13 protein-coding genes and 1 pseudogene are annotated in these 26527 nt (G+C 41.0%); 13 read left to right on the top strand and 1 reads right to left on the bottom strand.

Features of this window, described 5'->3' with window-relative positions; all coding sequences use genetic code 11:
* Positions 1-273 (bottom strand): annotated as a pseudogene (locus RMZ41_RS28375) (ISAzo13 family transposase); the annotation flags it as partial.
* Between the two features lie 580 nt (positions 274-853).
* Between RMZ41_RS28375 and RMZ41_RS28370 the strand changes: the two are divergent.
* From RMZ41_RS28370 to RMZ41_RS28310, 13 genes are all read left to right on the top strand, one after another.
* The gene (locus RMZ41_RS28370; RefSeq protein ID WP_322640847.1) at positions 854-9646 is read left to right on the top strand and encodes a non-ribosomal peptide synthetase; all 8793 of its coding nucleotides are present in this window, start codon (positions 854-856) and stop codon (positions 9644-9646) included.
* 252 nt (positions 9647-9898) lie between these two features.
* Positions 9899-10561 carry a hypothetical protein gene (locus RMZ41_RS28365; RefSeq protein WP_322640846.1) on the top strand — a complete coding sequence of 221 codons (663 nt, stop codon included), beginning with the start codon at positions 9899-9901 and terminating at the stop codon, positions 10559-10561.
* Between the two features lie 171 nt (positions 10562-10732).
* A complete protein-coding gene (gene cysC / locus RMZ41_RS28360) occupies positions 10733-11311 on the top strand; it encodes an adenylyl-sulfate kinase (RefSeq protein ID WP_322640845.1) in 579 nt (192 codons plus the stop codon).
* Positions 11312-11333: 22 nt separating this feature from the next.
* On the top strand, positions 11334-13493 hold the full coding sequence (locus tag RMZ41_RS28355; RefSeq protein WP_322640844.1) for a Rieske 2Fe-2S domain-containing protein: 2160 nt from the start codon (positions 11334-11336) through the stop codon (positions 13491-13493).
* A complete protein-coding gene (gene fni, locus RMZ41_RS28350) occupies positions 13490-14545 on the top strand; it encodes a type 2 isopentenyl-diphosphate Delta-isomerase (RefSeq protein WP_322640843.1) in 1056 nt (351 codons plus the stop codon). The genes RMZ41_RS28355 and fni overlap by 4 nt, the downstream gene beginning before the upstream one ends.
* Entirely contained in the window at positions 14546-15472 is a 927-nt protein-coding gene (locus RMZ41_RS28345) for a DMT family transporter (RefSeq protein ID WP_322734333.1), read from the top strand.
* Between the two features lie 52 nt (positions 15473-15524).
* A complete protein-coding gene (locus RMZ41_RS28340; RefSeq protein WP_322640841.1) occupies positions 15525-16133 on the top strand; it encodes a LysR family transcriptional regulator in 609 nt (202 codons plus the stop codon).
* Positions 16126-16833 (top strand): cupin domain-containing protein, encoded by a 708-nt coding sequence (locus RMZ41_RS28335; protein WP_322640840.1) that lies wholly within the window; start codon positions 16126-16128, stop codon positions 16831-16833. The genes RMZ41_RS28340 and RMZ41_RS28335 overlap by 8 nt, the downstream gene beginning before the upstream one ends.
* Positions 16834-16846: 13 nt before the next feature.
* Entirely contained in the window at positions 16847-17641 is a 795-nt protein-coding gene (locus RMZ41_RS28330) for an SDR family oxidoreductase (protein ID WP_322640839.1), read from the top strand.
* Positions 17642-17805: 164 nt separating this feature from the next.
* Complete coding sequence (locus RMZ41_RS28325; RefSeq protein WP_322640838.1) at positions 17806-22677, top strand: non-ribosomal peptide synthetase; 4872 nt, start codon at positions 17806-17808, stop codon at positions 22675-22677.
* A 117-nt stretch (positions 22678-22794) separates the two neighbouring features.
* Positions 22795-23571, top strand: a complete 777-nt coding sequence (locus RMZ41_RS28320; protein WP_322640837.1) for an SDR family NAD(P)-dependent oxidoreductase — start codon at positions 22795-22797, stop codon at positions 23569-23571.
* A gap of 32 nt (positions 23572-23603) precedes the next feature.
* Positions 23604-25391, top strand: a complete 1788-nt coding sequence (locus tag RMZ41_RS28315) for an ABC transporter substrate-binding protein (protein ID WP_322640836.1) — start codon at positions 23604-23606, stop codon at positions 25389-25391.
* 148 nt (positions 25392-25539) lie between these two features.
* On the top strand, positions 25540-26514 hold the full coding sequence (locus RMZ41_RS28310; protein ID WP_322640834.1) for an isopenicillin N synthase family dioxygenase: 975 nt from the start codon (positions 25540-25542) through the stop codon (positions 26512-26514).
* Positions 26515-26527: the final 13 nt, after the last annotated feature.

The raw sequence follows: 26527 nt of genomic DNA, 5'->3' as shown, positions 1-26527 counted from the left end.
CTTTTTGATATCTGATAAAAGATTTGGTAGATGTGATTCTGCTTTATAACGTCCTCGACCTCGATAGTTATCTATACAAGTGATAGCACTATTTAATTCTTTAATTCCTTTACTAATAGTTACCCGATTCCATCCCAACTCTCGCTGTGCTAGAGAGTGTCCTCCGTATCCTAATGCCATAACTGTTTGTGCAATAAATTTACGTTTGGCTGCCCCTTTAAGAAGCTGTGCCGTTTCCTTCAACAAGTGTTTTAGTGAATCGGTTAATTGTATAGACACCTTTTTCTACCGAAAAATCGAATCATCCTTGAATTTACTACAATTTGGGGAAGGGAGAGGCTGCCGCAGGCAGCCTCTCCCTTCCCCACTCCGAATGATTATCATTCTTATAATCTGTATATTTTATTTTCTGGAAGTCCCTTAGTAATAAATATTCTGCACGTCCCAATTCTCGCTTGAGGTTTGTCTCGTAGAATTCTGGTAATATTATCATTAAACAGAGCTTGTTGCGAATTAAGGCTCTTTTTCTTTTACCACAAATTGCTACACTCTTTGCAATATAAGCATTCTAAACCATTTTGTCCCCCCGCAAGATAGCTATATCTGCTTAAGTTTCTTAACTTTCCTAACTTTCTTAAGTTGCTTAAATGTCTTCTTAAATGTCTTCTTAAATGTCTTAACTGGTATTGCGTTTTATTTAAAAAACTGGGATTATCTGTTTATTGTATTTATAACTACAAAATTTAAATCAATTTTTTTAATTTATTACCTTATTTGAAGACTGATTGAGATGCTTTTATTACCGCATATTTTCTTCATTCATATAATTATTAAGTAATTAAGAATAAATTTTATGGCTAAACAAGATTTATTAAAACACATATATGAGCAGAAAATTGTTATTACGGCTACGTTTACAAGTGAAATAGCTGAGGATTCCCTGTCATATTGGTTTCAAGAGATAGGAATTACTTATTCAATAGAGTTTACTCCTTACAATCAGGTATTTCAAGAACTTCTCAATCCAGCTAGCCTTCTGACTAACAATCAAAATGGAGTCAATGTAGTTCTGGTTAGGTTTGAGGATTGGGAAGGAACTAAGAATCGTCTGCAATTAAGAGTTGACGATTATTTAAAAGAACAAATTTTTGGCGATCGCTTACGCCACACCTTACCGAATCACTTAGAAATAGCTCACCTTAACCAGTACGAAACCGAGTATTTGCATCAAGAAATTTTTGGCGATCGCGTCTATTTAAAGCATGGAATTGTCTTCAATGAAGACGACTGTATAATCGATGTCGGAGCAAATATTGGTCTATTTACCTTATTTGCCCAACAAAAATCCCCAAAAGGGACTATTTATGCTTTTGAACCTGCGCCCCATGCCTTTGACAAATTACAGACTAATGCAAAGCTCTACTGTCAAAATACTCATCTTTTTAACTGTGGATTAGGTGGCGAATCCAGAGAAGAAACCTTCACTTTCTACCCTCGCTCCTCAGTTTTCTCAAGTTTTGCAGCTGATACAGAGCAAGATGAAAAAGCTATTCGCTCAGTCATTATTAATATGCTGCAACGCGATAATTCTCTGGATGAAAATTCGTTAGAACGTTTAGCTGATGAATTTCTCAAGGATAGACTAGAGCGAGAAACTTATCAGGCTCAACTGCGAACTCTTTCAGAAATTATCGAAGAATATAAGATTGAAAAGATTGATTTGCTGAAGCTAGATGCTGAAAAAAGCGAGTTAGCAATTCTCCAAGGTATTCAAGACAATCACTGGCCACTGATTAAACAAATAGTTATGGAGGTGCATGACCAAGAAGGCAGTACGCTTAAACAGGTCATGCGCTTGCTTGAAGACAAAGGCTTTAATTTTGTTGTAGATGAAGAGTCTCTGCTGCACGGTTCAGGACTCTTTAATATTTACGCTACTCGCCTCAACCAGAACCACAACCCAGGATCACAGCAATTTGGAAAAGACTTAGCCCAACTAGAGCAAACCGTTAAGGATTTTGGCAGTGCTTTGAAAACTGCAACAACGCGATCATCGCCAATTCCTTACTTAATCTGTATCTGTCCTCCCTCTCCAACTAATGAGGCAGCAAGTAACGTCTTCCATGAGAAGATGCAAGAATTATTAGCAGCTGAACTCAAGAATGTCAGTGGTGCATACTTGATAAAAAATCAAGAATTGACCAGTACTTACCCAGTAAAAGAGTACTATGACCCCTACGGTGACGAACTAGGGCATATTCCTTACACACCGACCTTTTTCTGTGCCTTGGGAACGATGCTGGCGCGGAAAATCTTTGCTTTGCAGAGCTATCCTTACAAGGTGATTGCCCTTGACTGCGACTACACCCTATGGAGTGGTGTTTGTGGGGAGGATGGAGTTGCTGGAGTGAAAATTGATCCGCCATTTCGATCGCTACAAGAATTTATCGTTGCACAGCAAGCAGCAGGAAAGTTGATCTGTTTGTGTAGTAAGAATCAAGAAGAGGATGTATTTGCAGTTTTTGACCAACATCAAGATATGGTGCTTAAACGCCATCATCTCGTTAATTGGCGCATTAACTGGGAATCGAAATCGGAGAATCTGAAATCTTTAGCTACCGAACTACAACTGAGTTTAGATAGCTTTATTTTCATTGATGACAATCCAGTTGAGTGTGCTGAAGTTAAGGCAAACTGTCCAGAAGTCCTGACATTACAACTTCCTCAAGAGTGCGATCGCATCCCGCAATTTTTAGAGCATATTTGGGCTTTCGACCAACTCCAAACCACCCAAGAAGATCAACAAAGGACTAATCTCTATCAACAGAATGTCCAGCGCCAGCGTTTGCAACAGGATTCTCTCTCCTTTAGCGATTTCCTCGCCCAACTGAACTTAGAAATTGAGATTTCCCCAATGCAAAACGAGCAACTTTCACGGGTTGCTCAACTTACCCAACGCACCAATCAGTTTAACCTCACAACAATCCGACGGTCTGAGGCTGAGATTCAACAACTTTGTAATTTAGAAAGGTTAGAGTGTCGGGTAGTCAAGGTAAAAGACCGCTTTGGAGATTATGGCTTAGTCGGTCTGTTCTTGTTTGAATCTCAAGAAAATGCACTATCTGTAGACACATTTTTGCTTAGTTGTCGGGTGCTTGGTCGGGGTGTGGAGCATAAAATGCTTGCCTATTTGGGAACTCTTGCTCAAGAAAGAGGATTGGAACGAGTTGAGCTTTTCTATACACCTACAAAGAAGAATCAACCAGCTTGGGATTTTCTGGTTAGTGTTGGTAGACAATTTCAGCAGGAGAAAGATGGTGGTTGGTTATTCGAGTTTCCATCTCAAACCGCATCCGAAACCAATTTATTACATATATCCGATACAGATACCGTAGTTAAAGAGTCTAATGGAAGTATAAGAGAAACAGCCTCGTCCAAATCCAATAAAGTACTTATATCCGATAAAGATAACGTAGTTAGAGAAGCTGTAAAAGTAGCCTCGTCCAAATCCAATAAAGTACTCGTATCCGACGGATTTACCGTAGATATAAATTTTGATCGAGAACCAAAATCTGATAGCTCGGTAAAAAGAGCCTCCTTTGCAGACTTCTTTGAGCGCATTGCTCGGAATCTCTACAGTCCCGAACTCATCCTCAAAGAGATTGCATCACGACAACAGCGCCAACGTCCTCAGTTAGATATAGAATTTGTTGCTCCTCGTACTCCTATAGAGAAGGCGATCGCACATTTATTCGCAGAAGCCCTCAAACTAGACAGAGTGGGTATTGATGATAACTTCTTTGAACTAGGTGGCGACTCGATTCGAGGAGCGATTCTAATTAACAAACTGCAAGCACAACTAAACGAGATTATTCATTTTGTTGTCCTATTTGATACTAAGACAGTTGCTCAACTAGCAAGTTACATAGAAGAACACTACCCACAAACAGCAGCAAAACTCTTGGGTAAGGAAATAACTTCAATTAGTGACATACCACAAGAGCGCATTGATGAAGCTAAAGTTTTGCAAATGCGTAGATGCATAGCAGCTTGTCCCCAGACATCGCTTATTCCTTCCATTGCTCCCCCAATAGATGACGACGCAATCAAAAACCCACCAGCTATCTTTATCCTCTCGCCTCATCGTAGCGGTTCTACCTTACTGCGCGTCATCCTGGGGGGAAATCCGCAGTTGTTCGCGCCTCCAGAATTAGAACTGCTGACTTTCAATACACTTGGGGAACGAAAAGCAGCATTTTCTGGACGTTACAGCTTTTGGATGGAAGGGACAATTCGGACAATTATGCAAATCCGTGGGTGCAGTCCAGAAGAAGCGATCGCACTTATGGAAGAATTAGAAGCGAAAAATATCACCACCAAGCAGTTCTACCAACTTATACAGCAATGGCTGGGCGATAAAATCTTGGTAGATAAGACCCCCTCCTACTCTATAGATTTAGAGACACTCAAACGGGCGGAAATAAACTTCCAAAACCCACTCTACATACACCTTGTGCGTCATCCTTATGCAACGATGCGCTCTTATGAAGAAGCTAGAGTAGAGCAAACATTTCCATATCAACATCCCTTCAATAGGCGAGAACTCGCTGAACTCGTTTGGTTAATTAGCCATCAAAATATTCTCGAATTCTTGCAACAAGTTCCCCAAGAACGCCAGTATCAAGTCAAATTTGAAGACATAGTTAGCCAACCACAGACTAGTGTTGAAGGCTTATGTCAATTTTTAGGGTTAGAATTCCATCCTGATATGCTGCAACCATACAAAGAGAAAAAGCAGCGCATGACCGATGGGATTTATGCCCAGTCTAGAATGGTGGGGGATGTGAAATTCCATGAACATCAGAGTATTAATGCTAGCACCGCAGATAGTTGGAAGCAGTATTACAGCACTGACTTCTTAAGTGATGTAGCTTGGCAAGTAGCAGAGTCTTTGGGATATCAAAAACAGGGAATAGGGAATAGGGAACAGGGAATAGATAGTAAAAGAAATAACCGTGCTATTGAGAAAGTTCGTCGGGGAAATCAAACAGAATCTCAGACTTTCCCTGTTTCTTTCGCCCAGCAACGCCTATGGGTTTTGGCGCAATTGGAGCCGGACAACCCTTTCTACAATATGTTTAAGGCTGTTCGTCTTAACGGGCGTATAGATATAGAAGTTTTAGAACGTAGCCTCAACGAGATTATCCGCCGGCACGAAATTCTACGGACTACTTTTAGTGCAGTTGAGGGAACGCCTGTACAAATAATTGCTCCTCACGCAACTATGAAACTCTCGGTTGTAAACTTGCAATACTTGTCAGGACGCGAACAGTCAGAACAATTGCAACTTTTAGCAACCCAAGATCAATTGCAACCCTTTGATCTCACCAAAGGGCTGTTGCTGCGAGTCACCTTAGTACAACTCAAGTCAGAGTCTTATGCTTTGTTATTGACCATGCACCACATCATCGGTGATGGCTGGTCAATGGGAGTATTCATCAAAGAATTGTCGAGTTTATATCAAGGTTTCTTGGTTGGCGATTCTTCTTCCCTCCCACAACTACCGATTCAATACGCAGATTTTACGATTTGGCAACGCCAATGGTTGCAAGGAAAAGCACTACAAACCTCAATCAATTACTGGACGCAACAATTAGCAGACGCACCACCTCTGTTGGAACTACCTACAGATAGACCTCGTTCCTCTGTACAAACTTTCCGAGGTTGGTGTTTTTCCTTCCAGCTAGATGCAAAAGTGACGGCATCGCTGAAAGAACTCAGCCACAAGTCAGGAACTACCTTATTTATGACCTTGATGGCGGCTTATGCGGCTCTACTATTCCGTTACAGTGGTCAGCAAGATATTCTGCTAGGAACCCCGATCGCTAGCCGCAATCATCAAGAGATAGAAGGGCTAATTGGCTTTTTTGTCAATACCTTGGTAATGCGAACTCGACTAGAAGATAATCCGAGTTTCTCAAAACTACTAACGCAAGTACGTTCTACTTGCATGGATGCCTACGCCAACCAAGACGTACCCTTTGAACAGATTGTCGAAGCTTTGCAAATAGAGCGCAGTCTCAGCCACAGTCCCCTATTTCAGGTGATGTTTGCATTGCAGAATGCTCCAATGGAGCAATTAGAAACGCCTGAATTAGCTGTTACTCCTCTACATCTAGATAACGTCAATGCCAAGTTTGACCTCACATTACAAATGTGGGAACAAGATAACTGCTTACAAGGGTTCTGGCAATACAACACCGATTTATTCGATGAAGACAGAATCGCTCGCATGACTGGTCATTTCCAGACATTATTAGCGGGAATTGTGGCGAATCCTCAAGCATCAGTGGGTACATTGCCATTGCTAACTGAGCGTGAACGTCATCAATTGCTAGTGGAATGGAATGATACTTACATACCATATCCCGATACTAAATGTATCCATCAAGTGTTTGAGGAGCAGGTAGAACAAACACCAGATGCAGTAGCAGTGGTGTATGAGGATGAGTCCCTGACATATCGAGAATTGAACGATCGCGCCAATCAATTAGCGCATTATCTACAAAGCTTGGGAGTCGGAACAGAGGTACTGGTAGGGATTTGTGTTGAGCGATCGCCACAGATGATTATCGGAATGCTGGCAATTCTCAAAGCGGGTGGTGCTTATGTTCCTTTAGACTCCAGTTATCCTGAAGAACGCTTGGCTTATATGCTGAATGATTCTCAGCTATCAATACTACTGACTCAAGAACAGTTAGCAGCGCAGATACCAAAAACCAACGCTCAAGTTGTATTTTTAGATACTGACTGGAAAGAGGTAATTAGCAAGTATAGCCAGGAAAATCCAACAACCACCAAAGCATCGAATCATAACCTAGCTTATGTAATTTATACCTCTGGTTCTACAGGAAAACCGAAAGGTATAACTGTTACTCATCAAGCCGTGAATCGGTTAGTTTGTAACACTAACTACGTGAAATTAACAGCTAATCACCGAGTTGCTCAAGCCTCGAATGCAGCTTTTGATGCTGCTACCTTTGAAATTTGGGGAGCTTTACTGAATGGAGCTAGGCTAGTAGGTATTAGTAAAGAAGTCCTGCTTTCGCCGCCACAACTAGCTACACAACTGCAAAATCAGCAGATTGACTTTTTGTTCATTACAACAGCTTTATTCAACCAGTTGGTAAGTCAAGTACCAGGAATCTTTAAAACTCTAGAAACTGTTCTATTTGGTGGAGAAGCAGTTGAGCCAAACGGGGTGCGGACAGTACTGCAAAATCAGCCTCCAAAACGACTGCTTCACGTTTACGGTCCAACAGAAAATACTACTTTCTCTTCCTGGTATTTAGTCAAGGAAGTACCAGAAGGCGCAACAAATTTGCCAATTGGGAAACCAATTGCTAATACGCAAATCTATATTCTGGATCGTCATCTCCAACCTGTACCGATTGGCGTTCCTGGCGAACTATGTATTGGAGGTGATGGTTTAGCCAGAGGTTATCTCAATCGCCCAGATTTAACCGAAGAAAAGTTTATCTCAAATCCCATTGCTGAAGCACAATTAACTTCTAGCAAAAAGTTGTACAGAACAGGAGACTTAGCGCGTTACTTACCTGATGGAAATATTGAGTTTATTGGTCGCATTGATAACCAAGTAAAAATCCGTGGTTTCCGAATTGAGCTTGCAGAAATTGAGGTAATTTTAACTCAACACCCTCAAGTACGGGATGCCGTTGTGATTGCTAGAGAAGATCAGCCTGGGATTAAAAACTTGGCAGCATACTTGATCCCCGAAGGAAAACAGCCAATTAGTAGCGAGTTGCGATCGTTCCTTAAAGAAAAGCTTCCCGACTATATGATTCCTGCATCCTTCACAGTTCTGGAGGTATTGCCGATTACGCCCAATGGCAAGGTAGACCGCCGTGCCTTACCAGTACCAGAATTCGAGTTTAATGACAAAACTAACTTTGTCTCTCCCCGCACCGACGTTGAAAAAATCTTGGTAAAAATTTGGCAAGATGCTTTACGATTAAAACAAGTTTGTATTCACGACAACTTTTTTGAATTGGGCGGCGATTCCATCATTGGAATCCAAATTATCGCCAAAGCAAATCAAGCTGGATTAAAACTAACTCCAAAACAGCTATTTCAGCACCAAACCATTGCTGAGTTAGCTGCTGTAGCTGTGACAACTACCTCCAAGGAGGCAGAACAGGGCTTAGTTAAGGGCATTGTTCCCTTAACACCGATTCAGCATTGGTTCTTTGAGCGGAATTTACCCGAACCCCATCATTTTAACCAATCTGTTCTGCTAGAAGTTCCGCCAAATATCCAACCGGAATTACTAGAGCAAGCATTACAAAAGCTGGTGTACCATCACGATGCTTTACGACTGCGGTTTATGCAGCAAGCAGCGCAATGGCAACAGTACAACAGTGATGTGTGCGATGCAATATCTTTAGCGATCGCTGATTTATCCAACCTGACTCAAGCAGAACAATCACAAGCCATTGAGTTAAAGGCAGATGAAATACAGCGATCGCTAAATTTAGCGGATGGGCCGTTGCTGCGGGTTGTACTATTTAACTTAGGCAAATCTTCCTCCGGACGGATGCTCATCGTCATCCATCATTTAGCTGTCGATGGGATTTCCTGGCGGATTTTGCTGGAAGATTTAGCTGGGGCATACAAACAGTTAGATAGTGGGAACAACATCGAACTCCCTGCAAAAACAACTTCCTTCAAAGATTGGGCAATCCGATTGCAGGATTATGCAGATACTCAAGGGCTGCACTCAGAGCTAGATTACTGGCTGCACTCAAGTTCATTCGCAGTTGCTCCTTTACCGTTAGATTACTCTGCTGTTGCCTCAGCAAACACTGTCGGCTCAAGTCAGATTGTCTCTATATCCCTGAGCGTAGAACAGACTCGCACCCTGTTGCAAGATGTCCCGGTCGCCTATAACACCCAAATTAACGATGTACTCTTGACCGCATTAGTGCAAAGTTTTGCTGGATGGACAGGCTATGACTCCCTACTGATTGAATTAGAAGGTCACGGGCGGGAGGACTTGTTTGAGGATATAGACTTGTCCCGTACTGTAGGCTGGTTTACCAGTTTATTCCCCGTTTGCTTAAAACTTGGAAGTCTTTACCATCCTGGAGAGGCTCTCAAGTCGGTCAAGGAGCAACTGCGACGCATCCCTAACCGAGGTATTGGCTATGGCATCCTGCGATATCTGAGCATGGATGCAACTATAAACAAGCAACTTGAGCTACTTCCTCAAGCTCAGGTGAGCTTTAATTACTTGGGTCAATTCGACCAAACGCACCTAGCGCCCCTTGGTTGGAAATATGCTCAAGAGTCTAGCGGTTCTATTCACAGTTCCAAAGGACAGCGCCGCCATTTGTTGAATGTGAATGGATTAGTCATTGAAGGTAGATTGCAACTGGAGTGGAAATATAGCTCGGCTTTCCATCACCAGACCACTGTAGAAAACTTGGCTAAAAATTATATGAAAGTTTTAGAGGGTATTATTGACCACTGCTTATGCTCAGAAGCAGGAGGCTATACTCCTTCAGATTTTCCTGAAGTTAATTTTAGTCAAGAAGCGTTGGATGAACTGCTATCAGAAATTGAATGAAGTCGTTCACAATTCATATCTGTCAAGAAAAGACTTGTTCTCACTTTATCCATTGTTTTTAGTTTTCCACACCAACCTTATTCATTGTTTATGACAATCTCGAAAGCAACACTCACAGCCACGCGTAATTCAGGGATTTTGGTTAATAAACTTGCTTCCAAAATTTCTTGCATTTCTTATCAAAGTATGCGTCGGTCTAGCAGAGTATTGAGAGAGTTTATGCTTTATTATTTTCCAATTTATAATCTCTCAATGAATGATTTTTTTCGGTTTTATCCCATCTTAGGTTTTATTGAAGCTCTGGTTTATCAAACCGATGATGAAGTTGAAAAAATTCAAGGTGAAGGCTATGCGACACTCCAACATTCTCCTTGGCAATCCAAACAAGAAATTATCTTGGCTGTTTTAGAAGAGTACGATCTCAAACATTATAAAGTTGAATTTTATATGGAGAAACTGGGAGAGTACTTTGAATTAGAAACCCAGATTTTAGCCAGTTCTCATGTTACTCACGAAATGATTAAAAAAGCGGCTGAATTACGGTCTTCTGACTATCGAGTATTGCATTGTACTTTGCTCAAAATGTTAGGTCTAAATTACCAAGAAGAAGAGTTAAATGAAGAATTGAAATTGATGTGGCCTCTAGAAGTTGTCAACGACATTGAAGACGATTTGATGTTTTACTCAGAAGATGTAGCATCTAAACATTATAATACATACAGAATGTTTGTAAAAGTTTACGGAGAGAAAGCTCCTTATTATATAAAAAAAGAGTTAGACTTTTATGAAAGTCTATTTTATAAACAGTTAAGAAGATTTTCCGAAATTAAACGAGAATCTTTCAGCAAACCTTGGAATGCTTATCGCCTTGACCATCCAGTACCAGTCATTCCCGAACCAATTTTAGAAGATTAATATTAAATTTAAGTATTGCTAATAACCAATTGTTAGTTATTAATTTACATCTATTATTGGTTATTGGCAGCTTATTAATTAAGCGAAACTAAATGCATAAAAGGAATCAGATTAAAAATCGCAAAACATCACTTTTTTAGACCAGCAGTTTAGTAAAAGCGTAAGAATAGGATGGTGGAAGGACAGCGTGGTGTAACAATATGGTTAACTGGTTTGAGTGGTGCTGGTAAAACCACCATCTGCCGTTTTTTGGAAACAGAACTGCGATCGCAAGGTTATAAAATTGAAGTACTAGACGGCGATGTAGTGCGCCAAAACTTAAGTAAGGGGTTAACTTTCAGCAAGGAGGATCGAGACGAAAATATTCGGCGAATTGGTTTTGTAGCTCAACTCTTAACTAGAAATAATGTAATTGTACTGGTTTCGGTCATCTCGCCATATCGAGCAATTCGTGAAGAAGTCAAAGGACGGATTGGAGATTTTATTGAAGTATACGTTAATGCACCATTAGAAGTTTGCGAACAGCGAGATGTCAAAGGTTTATATAAAAAAGCTAGGGCTGGCGAAATCAAAAATTTCACTGGAATTGATGATTTATATGAAATACCTCTTGAACCTGATGTTGAATGCAAAACTAATCAAGAAAGTATTTCCCAAAGCGCAAATAAAATTTTGACTACATTAGAAGAGTTAGGGTACACCAATTCCCTATTGTTGCCACAATTCCATAACAATTACTCCCGAATATGATGATTGAGTAGGAAAAAATGAAATGACTTTAGTCAAAGAAAAGGAACTGTGTAAACTTTTTGTTGAAGTTGGGAAAAATCAATATTCCCTTGTTGCTATGGGGACTAATTTTGCTAAGAATAATGAGGTAAAATGGAATAGTTTTATCATCAATTTATTATCAGCAAAAGGCAATCCTGATATTGAAGATATTTATAAATATTTATTAAATGGTGTTGCTGAATATAACAAACAAAATCAGTCAGAAGTTAATATTAAAACTGTTTATAATTACTTTGCCGCTAAAATTATTCGTTCAATCTTTGTTGAACCATCAGAACTAGAGAAATGGTATTTTATTTGTCGCGCAGCAGAAATTCCTAAGCCTGGAGATTTTATTACTGTTCAGGTTTTTCAGGAACCGTTAGTGGCTGTACGCCAAGTAGACGGAAAGATTCGCGTTTTCCTCAATGTCTGCACTCATCGCCAAGCACCGGTCTTTGAAGGTCAGGGTTGTGTAAATGTAGATAAGTCGGCTCTTTGTCCTTATCATGGATGGGCTTATGGTATAGATGGTCATTGCAAGAATGCACCAGGTGCAAATAGAGGAGAGTTTGGTGCTGATTTTGATTTGACAAACTACAGTTTGCAGGAGTTTGAGGTCAAAATTGATGAAAATCAGGGAATTTTTGCCAAGCTTTCAGAAAATAGTCATATCAAGCAAGAATCACAACCTGAAAGCCATCAAAAGATCGGGGTAGAAATTATAAATCTGCTTAATTCTGTAAGTCCAGGCTATGCAGATGGAGAAAGCGCCACGCTTCCAGAACAAATCCGCCTCTGGTTGAGAATTGGTTATTTAGAAGAGAATATAAAACAGCTAATTGTAGAGATTACCTCACAAGGAAGAAGCGATCGCCACCAATTAATATTAGAGTCATTGATGGCGGAACTCAAACACGTTATCCTGACTGTTGATAGTGATGGGTCAACCCCAGAACTGGATGAAGTGCTGCAACGAGTTTACAGCAATGACGATCAAAAGCAAATCATTGGAAAGCCTATTGAGTATTCCAAAATTGATGCTGATGACATAGAATATCCCGAATCATCTGAAAGAAGGCAAGCATTGCCAATCTGGATTTATGGTGATGCAGCATTGTTTGCTCTTGAAGTTGAGCATTTAATTAAACCAACTTGGCAATTTGTTTGCCATATCAACGAAGTTCCACAACCGGGTAACTTCACTTGGCTAGATATTATCGGTGAAAGAGCTTATGTCATCCGCACTGCAAGCGGTGAATTATTCGCCGGTAAACTTCAGGATGTCACACAACGGGCGAGCTATCCAAAATTTGGTTTACCTAATTACGGTTTAGAACCCATCGATATTGACATTTTTTATGGATTTATTTTCATTCGCTTTAGTTGGGAAGGCTCAAGATTAGCCGATAGTTGGTATTCACCTGGGTTATTAGAACCATATCAACTTGAAGATATGCAGCCGATTGGTGGAGTTGGTCGCTATGACATTAATGTAGAGGTGGATTACAAACTTTTGTGGGAAAACTTTTTAGAAGATTATCACTTTCCCATGATGCACAAAGGTTTAACTCGTCGGTTTGGAGTGTCGAGTGATTGTGAAGGCATCAACGGCATGATTATTCCCATGCGCGATCCGGCTTCACCCAGCTTAACCCCAATAGAGCGACAATATTATGATTGTGCCAAAGCGATCGCTCGACATTCTTGGGAACGCGAACAGGAATTACAAGATTTCGCTGCTGAAAACGATTCTCTGCCCGAAACGCTGTGTTACTCAGCCTTCTGCTCAATGTCAGCGCAAGAAGAAATCCCGATGCCTTTTTCTTTGAGCGTATTTCCCGAACACGTCCAAACTTTTTCCTTAGTTCCCGCCGGGCCAAGAGAGTGCCGTTTTCATGTTCGCAGTTATGGTCATGTTCTTGATCCAAACGATCCTCACAGTAAAGCCATTGAAGAGGCGCGGCTAGCAAACATTCAACTGCTTCTGGAATCGTTACATGAGGACATTCGCGTTAACTACATCTGTCAAGACAGCGTTTCCTCGCGGCTGTTTGATAAAACAGGAGTATTTAGTATTGCCGAATTTGATGTTGCTAAGTTTCAGGAGGCTATTTACACCAAACTACCAATAACCCGCCGTCAACGGAAACCATTATGACTACCACTGTGCCATCAGTCAATGCTGTAACTGAAATTGAGACTCGCAAAGCTGACCATTTACGTGTCTGTTTAGAAGAAGATGTCCAATTTCAGCACGTAACTAGTGGATTTGAGTGCTATCGGTTTATTCATGATTGTCTGCCGGAAATTAACCGCAGCGACATCAATCTGCAAACTACCTTCCTGGGTAAAAATCTCGGCGCTCCCCTGCTGATTTCTTCCATGACAGGAGGAACTGAATTAGCGCAGCTAGTTAATACACGTTTAGCAACTGTTGCTCAACGCTACCAATTAGCAATGGGAGTTGGTTCTCAACGAATTGTGATTGAACAACCTCATTTAGCTCCTACCTTTGCCGTGCGCTCCTTTGCTCCTGACATTCTGTTGTTAGCGAACTTGGGGGCTGTACAACTAAACTATGGATGTGGACTTGATGATTGCTTGCGCCTTGTAGATTCTCTGGAAGCGGATGCACTAATTTTGCATCTTAACCCCCTGCAAGAATGTGTGCAATCACGGGGAGATACAAATTTCCGGGGGCTGTTGGGTAAAATTGCCCAACTTTGTCAGCAACTACCTGTTCCAGTTGTTGTCAAAGAAGTGGGAAATGGAATTTCTGCGGCGATGGCACAAAAGTTAATTGATGCAGGAGTTTCAGCCATTGATGTCGCTGGCGCAGGTGGAACTTCCTGGTCAAAAGTAGAAAGCCAACGCGCCAAAGACAACAAGCAGCGCCGTTTGGGACAAACTTTTGCTGATTGGGGTTTACCAACCGCCGAGTGCATCAATTCCATCCGGGGGAACGCGCCGACAATTCCCTTAATTGCTTCCGGCGGGTTACTTAACGGATTGGATGTAGCAAAGGCGATCGCTTTAGGAGCCGATTTAGCAGGTTTAGCCCGACCTTTTTTAGAAGCAGCCGTCAAATCGGAAGCCGCCGTTGATGAGTTGGTCGAAGTTCTGATTGCTGAACTCGAAACAGCTTTATTTTGTACTGGCAATGCCACCTTAGCAGAACTAAGAAGTTCTGGGGCATTGCAACGTGTCTAAATGAATAGTAAACATAACATGAAACTAGATGACTGCACTCAACCCACGCAAAACGCCCTCCACATTCGGGGCATGATTGCGATCGTGATCGTCAGTCTAATATGGGCGACAACCTTCCCACTGACCAAAGATGCAGTCACTAGCTTTTCACCAGCTGTACTCACCGCCAGCCGTTTTACTGTTGCAGCAGCAATATTTACCCCATACTTACGCTCTTTAAACGTTCAAATATTACGTGATGGGATAATTTTAGGACTTCTACTTTTCGCCTGCTTCGCCTTCCAAGCGATCGGGCTGGAAACTGCCAATGCCAACCGGGGAGGATTCATTTTCAGCCTAAATGTGATCATCGTACCCCTGCTGGGGGCGTTATTCGGTCAGCCCTTGCTGCTGAAAACTGTACTCGCTGCCGGAGTTGCCCTCACAGGCATCGGCATTATGTGCTGGGAAAATGGCTCTCTAGGCATGGGTGACTTGTTGTTGTTTGGCGACACCTTCATTTACGGGGTTTATATGCTGGTACTTCAGCAAACGGCACAACGCCACTCAACCCTATCCTTGACTGCCATCCAACTGTGGATTGTAGCAGTGTTAAGTACCATCTGGGCAGTGCCGGATTTGAGCGTCAGGCAATTTGAGACTCTGAGCAATAACTATGGCATTGTCCTCTATTTCAGTCTGGTAGGGACTGCTGGTACTACCTGGTTAGAAACAATAGGTCAGCAATGGATTTCAGCTTCAGAGGCAGCGCTATTGTGTACCCTCGATCCGGTACTCACGTCCGTTTTTTCCTTTTGGCTACTCGGTGAGAAGTTTGGAGTACGCGGTTTGATTGGTACGGCTTTGGTACTAACTGCATTGATTTTGAGTCAGAGTAAGTCTCAATATATAGATCGAAAATTAATATTTGGCGGAGAACATGTTTAAAAATTAGTAATTTTAACTTGATTTTTTCTACTATACGACCTTGATTAAAACGATGCTAAAGTTTTCGATTGAATTTCGACCTCCTATTCCTCATACAAAAAGTTTGATTCTCGGTACATTGGGGCCTAGTGGTACTAGTAGTGACTATGCTTCTAGCTATATAATTAAACAATTAGAGTCAGAAGAATTAACTGGAGAAATTCAGTTATTTGATGGTTTTCCAGATGTCAAAGAAGCTTTGCTACAAGACAAGATTGATTTAGCTCTGGTTCCTCATGCTTACCAAATGATTAATGAATTTTATATGGAGCCAAGTTTTGATCTAGGCTTCATTTTTATCTATCCTACTCCAGTTTATGGATTAGCTAAGAAGAAAAATACAGAGGTAGTTTTTAAAGGAGCTAGACTTGTTACTCATCCTGCACCTTTACCTTTGTTGTCAAGACTTTTACCAGACTCCCAAGACCAATCAGAAATTCAGGTTGATTTGTCTCCTTCTACTAGCGATGCGGCAATTCAAGTACAACAGGGTTTAGCTACTCTAGCTATTACTAATAAAAATGCTGTTGACGCTTATGATTTGGAGTTTATTTCCACTTATGGAAAAATCCCTATGAGTTGGTCAATTTTTTATAAAAAATTAGCAGAAAGTCATGTCTAAATTTTTCCCAACTCCCAAGATTACAAAACTTGCTTCAGATGTAGAATTAATAGCTTATGAATGTCAAGACACACTTGTTCAACTAGTGTATCTTCCTCCCGGAGCTAATTTTGCCCTACACAAACATCTAGAAAGTCAGATGGGGATGATAATTTCTGGCCGTTTAGAAATGAACGTCAACGGAACCAAAAAAATTATTGAACCGCTACAACAAGCTTATATTGCCAATGCTTATGTTCCTCACGGTTCTGTAAATATTTTTCCAGAAACAGCAATAGTATTCGATGTAAAACGGAGCGTAACTTCTTTACCATCAGAAAAAACTGACGAAGTGTTTCTCAAGGTATCGCCTAAAAAAGATGAAATTACTGGTTTACCATGTAAATCTATTGTTGCATCTTGGTTTGAGATTGTGATTACCGAAATTCCGCCAGGAGGAGTTATCCCAATGCAACAATCTACTAGCGAACAAATGGGAATAATTCTGAATGGACAGTTGATGATGTCTATGGAAGACGAACAGCAACGACTAGAATATGGTAGTATTTATTATGCTCCGGTTAATGTATTTTGTGGAGGATATAATTCCTCTGATGAAGCAGTATCTTTGATTAAAATTTTGATTCAACCTAGTTCTCATTTATCTGAAAAAGAAGTTTCTTTAAGTGAAATAACTGCGCGATCGCTAACTGCAACCTAAAGGAATATTCATCATGGATTTAGGATTAACACAGAAAATAGCTTTAGTGACAGGAGCAAGTGCTGGTATTGGTTATAGCGTTGCCCAAAAGCTGGCAGCAGAAGGTTGTCAGTTAATAATTTGTGGAAGAAATTCTGAGCGGTTAGAACAAGCTTATCAAGGTTTAGTTAGTTCTCAAGCAAAAGTTATCCCTATTCTTGCTGATGTTCAAAATGCAAGTGATTCTCAAAAATTAGTACAAGAAGCTCTCACCCAATTTGGCAAAATTGATATCTTGGTCAATAATTCTCAGGGAGCTACATTTTCTAATGAAGCAGTAGAAAATCTCTCTGACGAAGATTGGTCAACTGTTTTTGAAGGCAAGTTAATGGGCTATATTCGCATGACGAATCTGGTGCTACCAACGATGAAAAATCAGCAATGGGGGCGCATTATCAATATTGTTGGCACATCAGGAAAAGAACCTTCTAGTCGTCTTGTTAAATCGGGAGTGTGCAATGCTGCATTAATCAACTTTACTAAAACTGTTGCCACAGAAGTTGCTAAGTGGAATGTTTTAGTTACCTGTGTCAATCCTGGTCTGATTGATACTCCAAGGCATAGAGAATATTTAGAAGTATTCGCCCAAAAGGAAGACCGAAATATTGAGGCAATTATACAAGGGATAGATAATACCATTCCTATAGGTCGTCGTGGTCTTTCTAGTGAAGTTGCTAATTTAGTGGCTTTTTTAAGTTCAGAATGCGCTAGTTATATAACAGGTGTAACTATTGCAGTAGATGGCGGGTTATCTACAGGAGCTTTTTAATAAAACGAACCGCAAAGGACGCATAGACACGAAGTGGCTTCCCGAAGGGTAGGACACAAAGTTAAGAAAAGGTTCAAATATTTTTTGCATAATTCATATACATTTTTATAGGTTTGCATTTTTGTGGTTAGTTCAAAAAAATAATTAATATATAAAATAAAGCAATGGTAGCTATACAAAATCAAAATAAAACAAAAGATATCGAAGCCATCTATCCCCTTTCGCCAATGCAGCAGGGGATGCTATTTCATACACTCTATCAACCAGAATCAAGAATATACTTTGAGCAGTTTCGCTTCACTATTCACGGCAATTTAAACAAGAGTGCGTTTGAACAAGCTTGGCAACAAGTAGTACAGAGACACGCAGCTTTACGAACTCTTTTTGTTTGGAAGAACCGCAAACAGCCAGTCCAAGTAGTACGTAAACAAGTTAAGTTACCTTGGCATAACAAAGACTTGCGTTTACTATCATCTGAGGAACAGCAAACACAAATTAACTCTTTCTTAAATATAGATAAAGAGCAAAGTTTTGAACTTGACAAAGCTCCCTTGATGCGGTTTGTTTTATTTCGGTTAGCAGACGAGACTTATCATTTTGTCTGGAGCTTTCATCATATATTGCTCGATGGTTGGAGTTGGCCGATTCTCTTCAAAGAAATCTTTGCTTTTTACAAGTCCATTACCAATAATCAACCATTATATTTAGCTCCAACTCGTTCTTACCGAGATTACATTAATTGGTTACAGCAGCAAGACTTATCTAGTGCAGAGGAATTTTGGCGGCGAACTCTTGAGGGTGTTACTACTCCTACCCCTTTGGTTGTGGAACAAGCTGTAGGGCAGATTGCTCACCAGCAAACCAGTTATATTCGATACCAACATTTATCAACCGAGGCAACTGCTACTTTAAAATCTTTTGCCCAACAACATCATCTCACCCTTTCTACCTTGATACAGGCAGCTTGGGCATTGTTACTTAGTCGCTACAGTGGTGAGTCTGACGTAGTATTTGGGGCTACAGTGTCGGGTCGTCCTCATAATTTATCTGGTGTAGAGTCGATGGTGGGGTTATTTATTAACACCCTACCTGTACGGGTAAAAATCCCTGAAACAGGTGATTTATTGCCTTGGTTAGTGCAATTGCAACAAGAACATATAGAACGGGAGCAGTATTCTTACACTTCACTAGTAGATATTCAAGGCGTGAGTGAGATTCCGAGGAATCAACCTTTGTTTGAAAGCATTGTTGTGTTTGAGAACTATCCTGTCAACTTAACCTTGCAAGCACTTCCAGGGAATTTAAAAATAGCCGATCGCCAAGCCCTCGGAGAAACGAATTATCCCTTAACGGTGGTGGCAATTCCTAGTGATGAACTGGTAATCAAAATCAACTACGATCGCGATCGCTTTAACGCAGATACCATTGATCGGATGATCGGTCATTTACTCACCCTATTACAGGGCATTGTTGAATTACCTCATCGCAGTGCAGGCGAATTACCACTACTCACACCAGCAGAGCAAAATTTACTTTTAGTCGAATGGAACGCTACTCAAGCTGCCAATCCCATCCATGATTGCATCCATCAATTATTTGAGCAGCACGTTGAAAAAACACCCGAATCTGTGGCGGTGGTGTATGAAAATCAACAATTGACCTACCGACAGTTAAACCAACGCGCCAATCAACTAGCACATCATCTACAACGTTTAGGTGTCAAGCCAGATGTACCTGTGGGGATTTGTTTAGAACGTTCTTTAGAAGCAGCAGTTGCCATATTAGCAACCCTGAAAGCTGGCGGTGCTTGCGTTCCCCTTGACCCCACCTATCCTCCAGAACGGTTAGCATTTATGCTAGCGGATACTAGTGCAAACGTTGTTTTAACTCAAGCTAGTTTAAAGCCATTGCTTGAGCGAGATTTCCACCATCATTTAATTTTGGTAGATGAAGGATGGAATGCGATCGCCAAAGAATCTGATATCAATCTTCAGACAGATACAGAAGCGCATAATTTAGCTTACATAATTTATACTTCTGGGTCTACAGGAACTCCTAAAGGTACTCTTGTCCCCCATCGATCGCTAACCAATTTAATAGAACACCATCAAGCGAAGATGACAACAGGTGTGGGTGTTCTTCAGTTTGCCTCCCTAAGTTTTGATGTCAGCTATCACGAAATGTTTGCGGCATGGGGTTTAGGTGGCACACTATTTATGATTGGCGAAAGCGATCGCAAGGATTTAGATAAATTAATTCAGTTACTTGCATTTGAACCAATCGCCAAGGTATTCCTTCCCGTCACCTTATGGCAACAATTAGCAGAAATATACGGAGAGGAAGAACATTTATTTAAGAATATTAGAGAAGCGATCGCCTGTGGCGAACAACTCCAGATTACTCAACCAATGATTAAGCTGTTTAAGCGTCTGGAGAATTGTAGACTCTACAATTTATACGGCCCCACAGAAGCAGATTTAGTTACAGCTTATACCTTTAGCCAAGAGCCAGATAAATGGCCAATTTATCCACCAATTGGTAAGCCTGCGGTTAACGTGCAAGTTTATCTATTAGACCGCAATCTCCAACCCGTGCCAATTGGCGTTCCTGGGGAACTCTACGTTAGCGGTGATGGTTTGGCTCGTGGCTACCTCAACCGCCCAGATTTGACAGAACAAAAATTTGTTCCAAATCCGTTTGAGAAGGCAGGAGGCAGGAGGCTATACAAAACTGGGGACTTAGCTAAATATTTACCAGATGGCAACATTGAATTTTTGGGACGCATAGACGATTTAGTAAAAGTTCGGGGTTTTCGGGTTGAACTTGGCGAAGTTGAAGCGGTTTTGAGCAAACATCCCCAAATCAACCAAGCAGTGGCTAAGGTGTTTGGGCAAAGTGCTAGGGAAAAATATTTAGTCGCTTACTTCGTACCAATTCAAGGACAGACTCTCACCATCGAAGAGTTGCGTAATTTTATTCAAGACCAATTGCCAGAATATATGATTCCATCAGCTTTTGTGCAGATGGAGTCCTTTCCCTTGACCCCCAATGGTAAAGTTAACCGTCGCGCTTTGAGCGAACCGACGACCAGCAGACCAGAATTAGCTCAAACTTTTGTTGCACCCCGGACTCCCACCGAAGAAATTTTGGCAGGTATTTGGAGGGATGTTTTGGGGTTAGAACAAGTTGGAATTTACGACAATTTCTTTAATTTAGGAGGACATTCATTACTTGCCACTCAAGTTATTTCTCTGACACGCAAAGCATTTAAGGTAGAATTATCTCTGCGAAGTTTATTTGAATTTCCAGCGATCGCAACTTTAGCTAGAACAGTCGAAGCAGCTAATCAGCAAGAGATTACACCATTAGAAGCCAGGCGATCGCCAAATGCAACACAGCCAATCTCCTTAACTCAGCTAGAGTTTTGGTTTTTCGAGCAATTCTATCCTGGTAATCCTGTTTACAATCTGCCGCTAGTCTATCGCGTTACAGGTTCGCTGGATGTGAAAGCGTTAGAGGAGAGTTTAAGAGAAATTGTCCGCCGACACGAAACCTTGCGAACCACCTTTAAAGTTGAAAACGGACAAGTAGTGTATGCAATTTCTGCCGAACCTGTATTTGATTTTGTTGTCATAGACGTACAAAACATATCGGAAGCGAAACGACAAGCTGAGAAAGAGATTAAGCAGCCTTTCGATTTGGCGCAGGGGCCGTTATTGCGGAGTAAGCTTTGGCGTTTGAGTGAAACCGAGCATTTACTTGTTGTCACTACACACCATATTGTTGCTGATGGTTGGTCTTTTAGCGTGTTAACCCAAGAAATGGCAACCCTTTACGAAGCTTTTTCTCAAGGTAAACCCTCCCCACTAACCAAGTTACCCATTCAATATGCAGACTTTGCACATTGGCAAAGACAATTATTACAGGGACAAAGCTTAGAATCACAAATGCAATTCTGGAAACAACATTTAGGTGTTCATCCTCCAGTCTTAAAACTACCAACCGATTATCCACGCCCAGCCCTGCGAACTTTCACAGGTGCGCGTCAACCTTTGGTGATTTCTTCAGACTTAACCAAAGCACTCAAAATCTTGAGTCAGCAGGAAGGCGTAACTTTATTTATGACCTTGTTAGCAGCACTCAAAACATTACTTTTCTGCTACACAGGACAACCAGACATCATTGTGAGTACAACAGTTGCCAATCGTACCCGTCCCGAAACAGAAGGACTGATTGGTTTCTTTGTCCATTTACTGCCATTCTGCACCAACTTAGAAGGCAATCCCAGCTTCCGCGAACTATTGCGGCGAGTGCGGGAAGTGTCTTTAGGAGTGTATGCACATCAAGAAATGCCCTTCATCAAACTAGTAGAACAAGTGCAACCGATGAGAGACTCTAGTTACACACTGCTAGCTCAAGTGATGTTTGTTTTCCAAAATACTCCAGAAGATGATTTAAAACTGGCAAATTTGACTTTAAAGGAGGAATTTATTGCCACAGATACCAAAGATACAGCCGAGTTTGATTTAAATCTCACACTCCAAGAAACAACAGAGGGAATTGAAGGTGCTTTAGTCTACAGAACGGATTTGTTTACACCTGCTACTATCGCCAGAATGGTAACAGTATTTCAAAACTTACTTGAATACATAGTTACTAATCCTGACCAACGCCTTAGAGAACTTCCCTTTTTAAATGAAGGTGAAAATTTACCAATTCAAAATAATAAATTACCAATAGTTAACCACAATTCTGCAAATGAATTTACTGAACCCAGTAACTCTATTGAAGAAACCATATTAGCTATTTGGAAAGAAGTTTTAGGTTTAGAACATATCAGTATACAAGATAACTTCTTTGACCTTGGAGGACATTCTTCACTAGTTCTACAACTTACATACAAATTACAGAAAGCTTGGCAAATAGAGCTACCCTTAGTTTCCCTATTTGAAAAATCTACCATTGTCCAGCAGGCAGAAACTATCCAAAATTTAATAAAACGAACCGCAGAGACACAGAGAACGCAGAGAAAATGAGTAACTACATAACCCAACAGAATATCGATAATTAATCCTCTCTCAATCTCTTCCCTCTGCGCCCTCTGCGCCTCTGTGGTTCGTATCCATTTTAAAATACCACTCCCACAAAAAACCGTGAAACCTTCCCTTTTTGACCTAACAGGAAAAGTCGCCATTATCACCGGATCTGCAAGAGGTATCGGCAAATCCATAGCTCAAGGATTAGCAGCTGTAGGTACAAAGATTGTAGTTGCTGATATTAAAGCAACCGAAGCAGAAAAAACCGCACAAATAATTCAAGCGGCTGGAGGCGAAGCGATCGCAATTCCTACCGATGTCAGAAATCGCCAAGACTGTTCGCGCCTAATTGAACAAACCGTAAACTATTACCACAAACTCGACATTATGGTGTGTAATGCCGGCATTGACATCATCAAACCGGCGGCTGACTTAGAGGAGTTGGAGTGGGATAACATCATCAACGTCAATTTGAAAGGATATTTCAACTGCGCTCAACTTGCAGCTAAACAAATGATCGAACAAGGGACAGGCGGCTCAATTATCATGAACTCTTCTATTGGTGGTGTAGTGGGAATCAGTGGTTCGGCGGCTTATACAGCATCGAAAGGAGGGGTAAATTTACTAGTGCGATCGCTAGCACTGGAATGGGCAAATCACCAGATTCGAGTTAATGCTTTTGCTCCTGGCTATATCGACAACATTATGGAAGGTACTGAAACATTTAGGCGATCGCCACAAGATGATCAGCAACATTTAAGTGCTGTGATTCCCATGAAACGACGCGGAAAACCAGAGGAACTCATTGGGCCAGTGATATTTCTCGCGTCTGAAGCAGCTTCTTATGTGACGGGGGAAATTTTGATGGTGGATGGGGGATACAGCGCCATGTAGGGTAGGTAAAAGAAGTTTCCGAGAGTACAGCTATGCGAAGATTGATCACACTTACTGCTATGCGCCGTCGGCAATCGCCAGTTCTACTAGGATTTATCCTGGCGTTTGTCCTAGTTAGTTGCGTCCAAACTAGCTTGATCAACAAAGCAATAGCTGGATCTCAAATCATTCTTAGTAGTTCTGCCGAACCCAACACCTTTAACCCTCAGTTGATGGAGCAGGGAGTAGGAATTTTGACTTTCCTCTATGAAGGGCTGATTCGTGAAAATGGTCGAGGAGAAATTAAACCAGCATTAGCGCGATCGTGGGAAACTTCTGAAGACCAAAAGCGCATTATTTTTACACTGAGAAAAGGACTGAAATGGTCAGATGGTAAACCGCTAACTGCTGATGATGTGGTGTTTACTTACAAAGATATTTACACGAATCCTGCTATTCCTTCTTATGCCAAAGATTTTTTGCAAATAGGCAAAACTCGCAGTTTTCCTACAGTGAAGAAATTAAATGATTGGCGCGTTGAATTTACCCTTCCAGAACCTTTTGCTCCCTTTCTTCGCACAACAAAACTAGAAATTTTACCTGCTCACATTCTGCGCTCCAGCATCACCACAAAAGATTCCGCAGGTAGACCGCTATTTCTCTCTACTTGGGGAACAGATACTCCACCCAATCAAATTGTTAGTAACGGTGCTTATAAATTAGAATCATACATTTCAGGTGAGCGAATAACTTTTCGCAAAAATCCCTATTACTGGCGTAAAGATTCTCAAAATCATACTCAACCCTATATCGATCGCATTGTTCTAAATACAGTTAGTAATAACGATACAGCATTAATTCAATTTCGTTCTGGAGGACTTGATTTTATTGACGTAAATCCTAACTATTTTTCATTATTGAAACGAGAAGAAAAAAGGGGAGAATTTACAATTTATAACGGTGGTTCTCAAACAGGAACCACAGCGATGATGTTTAATTTAAATACAGGGCTTAGAAATGGTCAGCCTTTAGTTAATCCGATTAAATCTCACTGGTTCAACACAGTAGCATTCCGCCAAGCCGTTGCTTATAGCATCAATCGTCCGCGTATGGTTAACAACCTATTTGCAGGCGTAGGAGCGCTACAAAATTCACCTATTGCAGTGCAAAGTCCTTACTATCTTTCTCAGCAAGCAGGTTTACCAGTCTACAACTATAACCAAGAGAAGGCAAAAGCATTACTTCTCAAAGCAGGTTTTCGATACAACAATCAAGGTGAGTTATTCGATAGCAATGGGAATCGAGTCAGGTTTACGCTCACTGCTAATGTTGGTAATAAGGTGTTGCAAAACATGGCTCCTTTAATTCAAGACGATTTGAGCCAGATAGGAATTCAGGTAGATTTGAATTTGATTGGAGTGGGATTAGTTGTAGACAAATTAGCAAATCGTCTGGATTGGGATTGTCAAATTATTGATGGTTTCCCAATGACGGTAGAACCCAACGAAGCAATAAATATTTGGTCTACTAAAGGAAATTGGCATTTTTTTAACCGCCAACCCCAAGCCGGACAAATACCGATTACTAAACAGCAGGTAGCAGATTGGGAACAAAAGATTGATGATCTCTACATTCAAGGTGCAGCTGCAAATGAAGCACAACGAAAACAAATTTATGCAGAAACTCAAAGGTTGAGCCAGGAATATTTACCGTTTATTTATCTAGTGAATTCTTTATCAATGGTGTCTATACGAAATCGGATTCAGGGAGTAAAACACTCTGCTTTACAAGGAACCTTTTGGAATATTTATGAACTGAAAAGTAATCCTATCAATAATTAACAAATTTGGAGCAAATTCTTCAAACCTCTGTGCTACTTTGCGACCCTCTGCGTTTCAAAACATTACGATTTTACGCAAAGCCGTACTTAGAAAAGCAAATTAAATCTAACTTTCAAAATTACGAATTACAAAGAGGAATTTTTAACCGATGAACCCAATCAAAGAACGTGAACCCGAATTAATTGTTTCTACGACGATTCCTGTAATTGATTTCCATCCATTTATGGTTGGTGATATTGCGGCTAAAGAAACAGTTGCCAATCAAATCTCGTGTGCTATTCAAGAAATTGGATGTTTTTACCTCGAAAATTGTGTACCTCAGACCTTAGTTGATCAAGTTTTTGCTCAAGCGCAAAGTTTTTTCGCCTTACCACAAGAACAAAAAAATCAAGTCAAACTTGCTCCAGGAACTAGTCGCGGCTATGTTGTTCGTGGTAAAGAGAGGGTATTGCTGGAAGCATTCAATTTTGGTTTAGACGTTGCGCCAGCAGAAGCAGGTGTAACTCCCCAGCAGTTTGGTGAACCGAATCAATGGCCTGAAGACCAAATAGAGTTTCGTCAACTGCTATTAGAATTTTTTACAACTTGTCGTGATGCGTCTTTTAGTATTTTACAAGCGTTGGCGATCGCCTTAAAACTACCAGAGTCCTACTTTACCGATTTCCATCTAGAACGCAACTTCAACACCTCCATAAATCACTATCCATCTTTACAGCAACCCCCCTCCCCCGGCGAGACGCGGTTTGCTGAACATACAGATTACGGCAGTATCACCTTAATATTTCAAGATGAGACGGCTGGGCTAGAGGTTTGCAACGATGCTGGAGAATGGATTGCAGCCCCCTTCGTCCCTGGAAAAGTGCTAGTTATCCTTGCAGATTTAATGCAGCGCTGGACAAACGATAAGTTTCCCGCCACCAAACATCGAGTTCCTCTACCTTCCAAATTTCCTAGTAATCCCAGGTACTCGATTATCTATTTTGAGTCTCCCGATTACGATGCCGAAATTACTTGCTTAGAAAATTGCGTCAAGGCAAACGCAACTCCCAATTATCCACCAATTCGTACCCATGAATATATCAATCAAGTCGCTACAGGAAGCTATACATCGGAAAAAAAATAGACCTTTTTGTTTG

This window comes from Nostoc sp. DedVER02, from assembly GCF_034530675.2.
GTDB lineage: Bacteria > Cyanobacteriota > Cyanobacteriia > Cyanobacteriales > Nostocaceae > Nostoc.
This window is presented reverse-complemented; position numbering and strand designations above follow the sequence as displayed.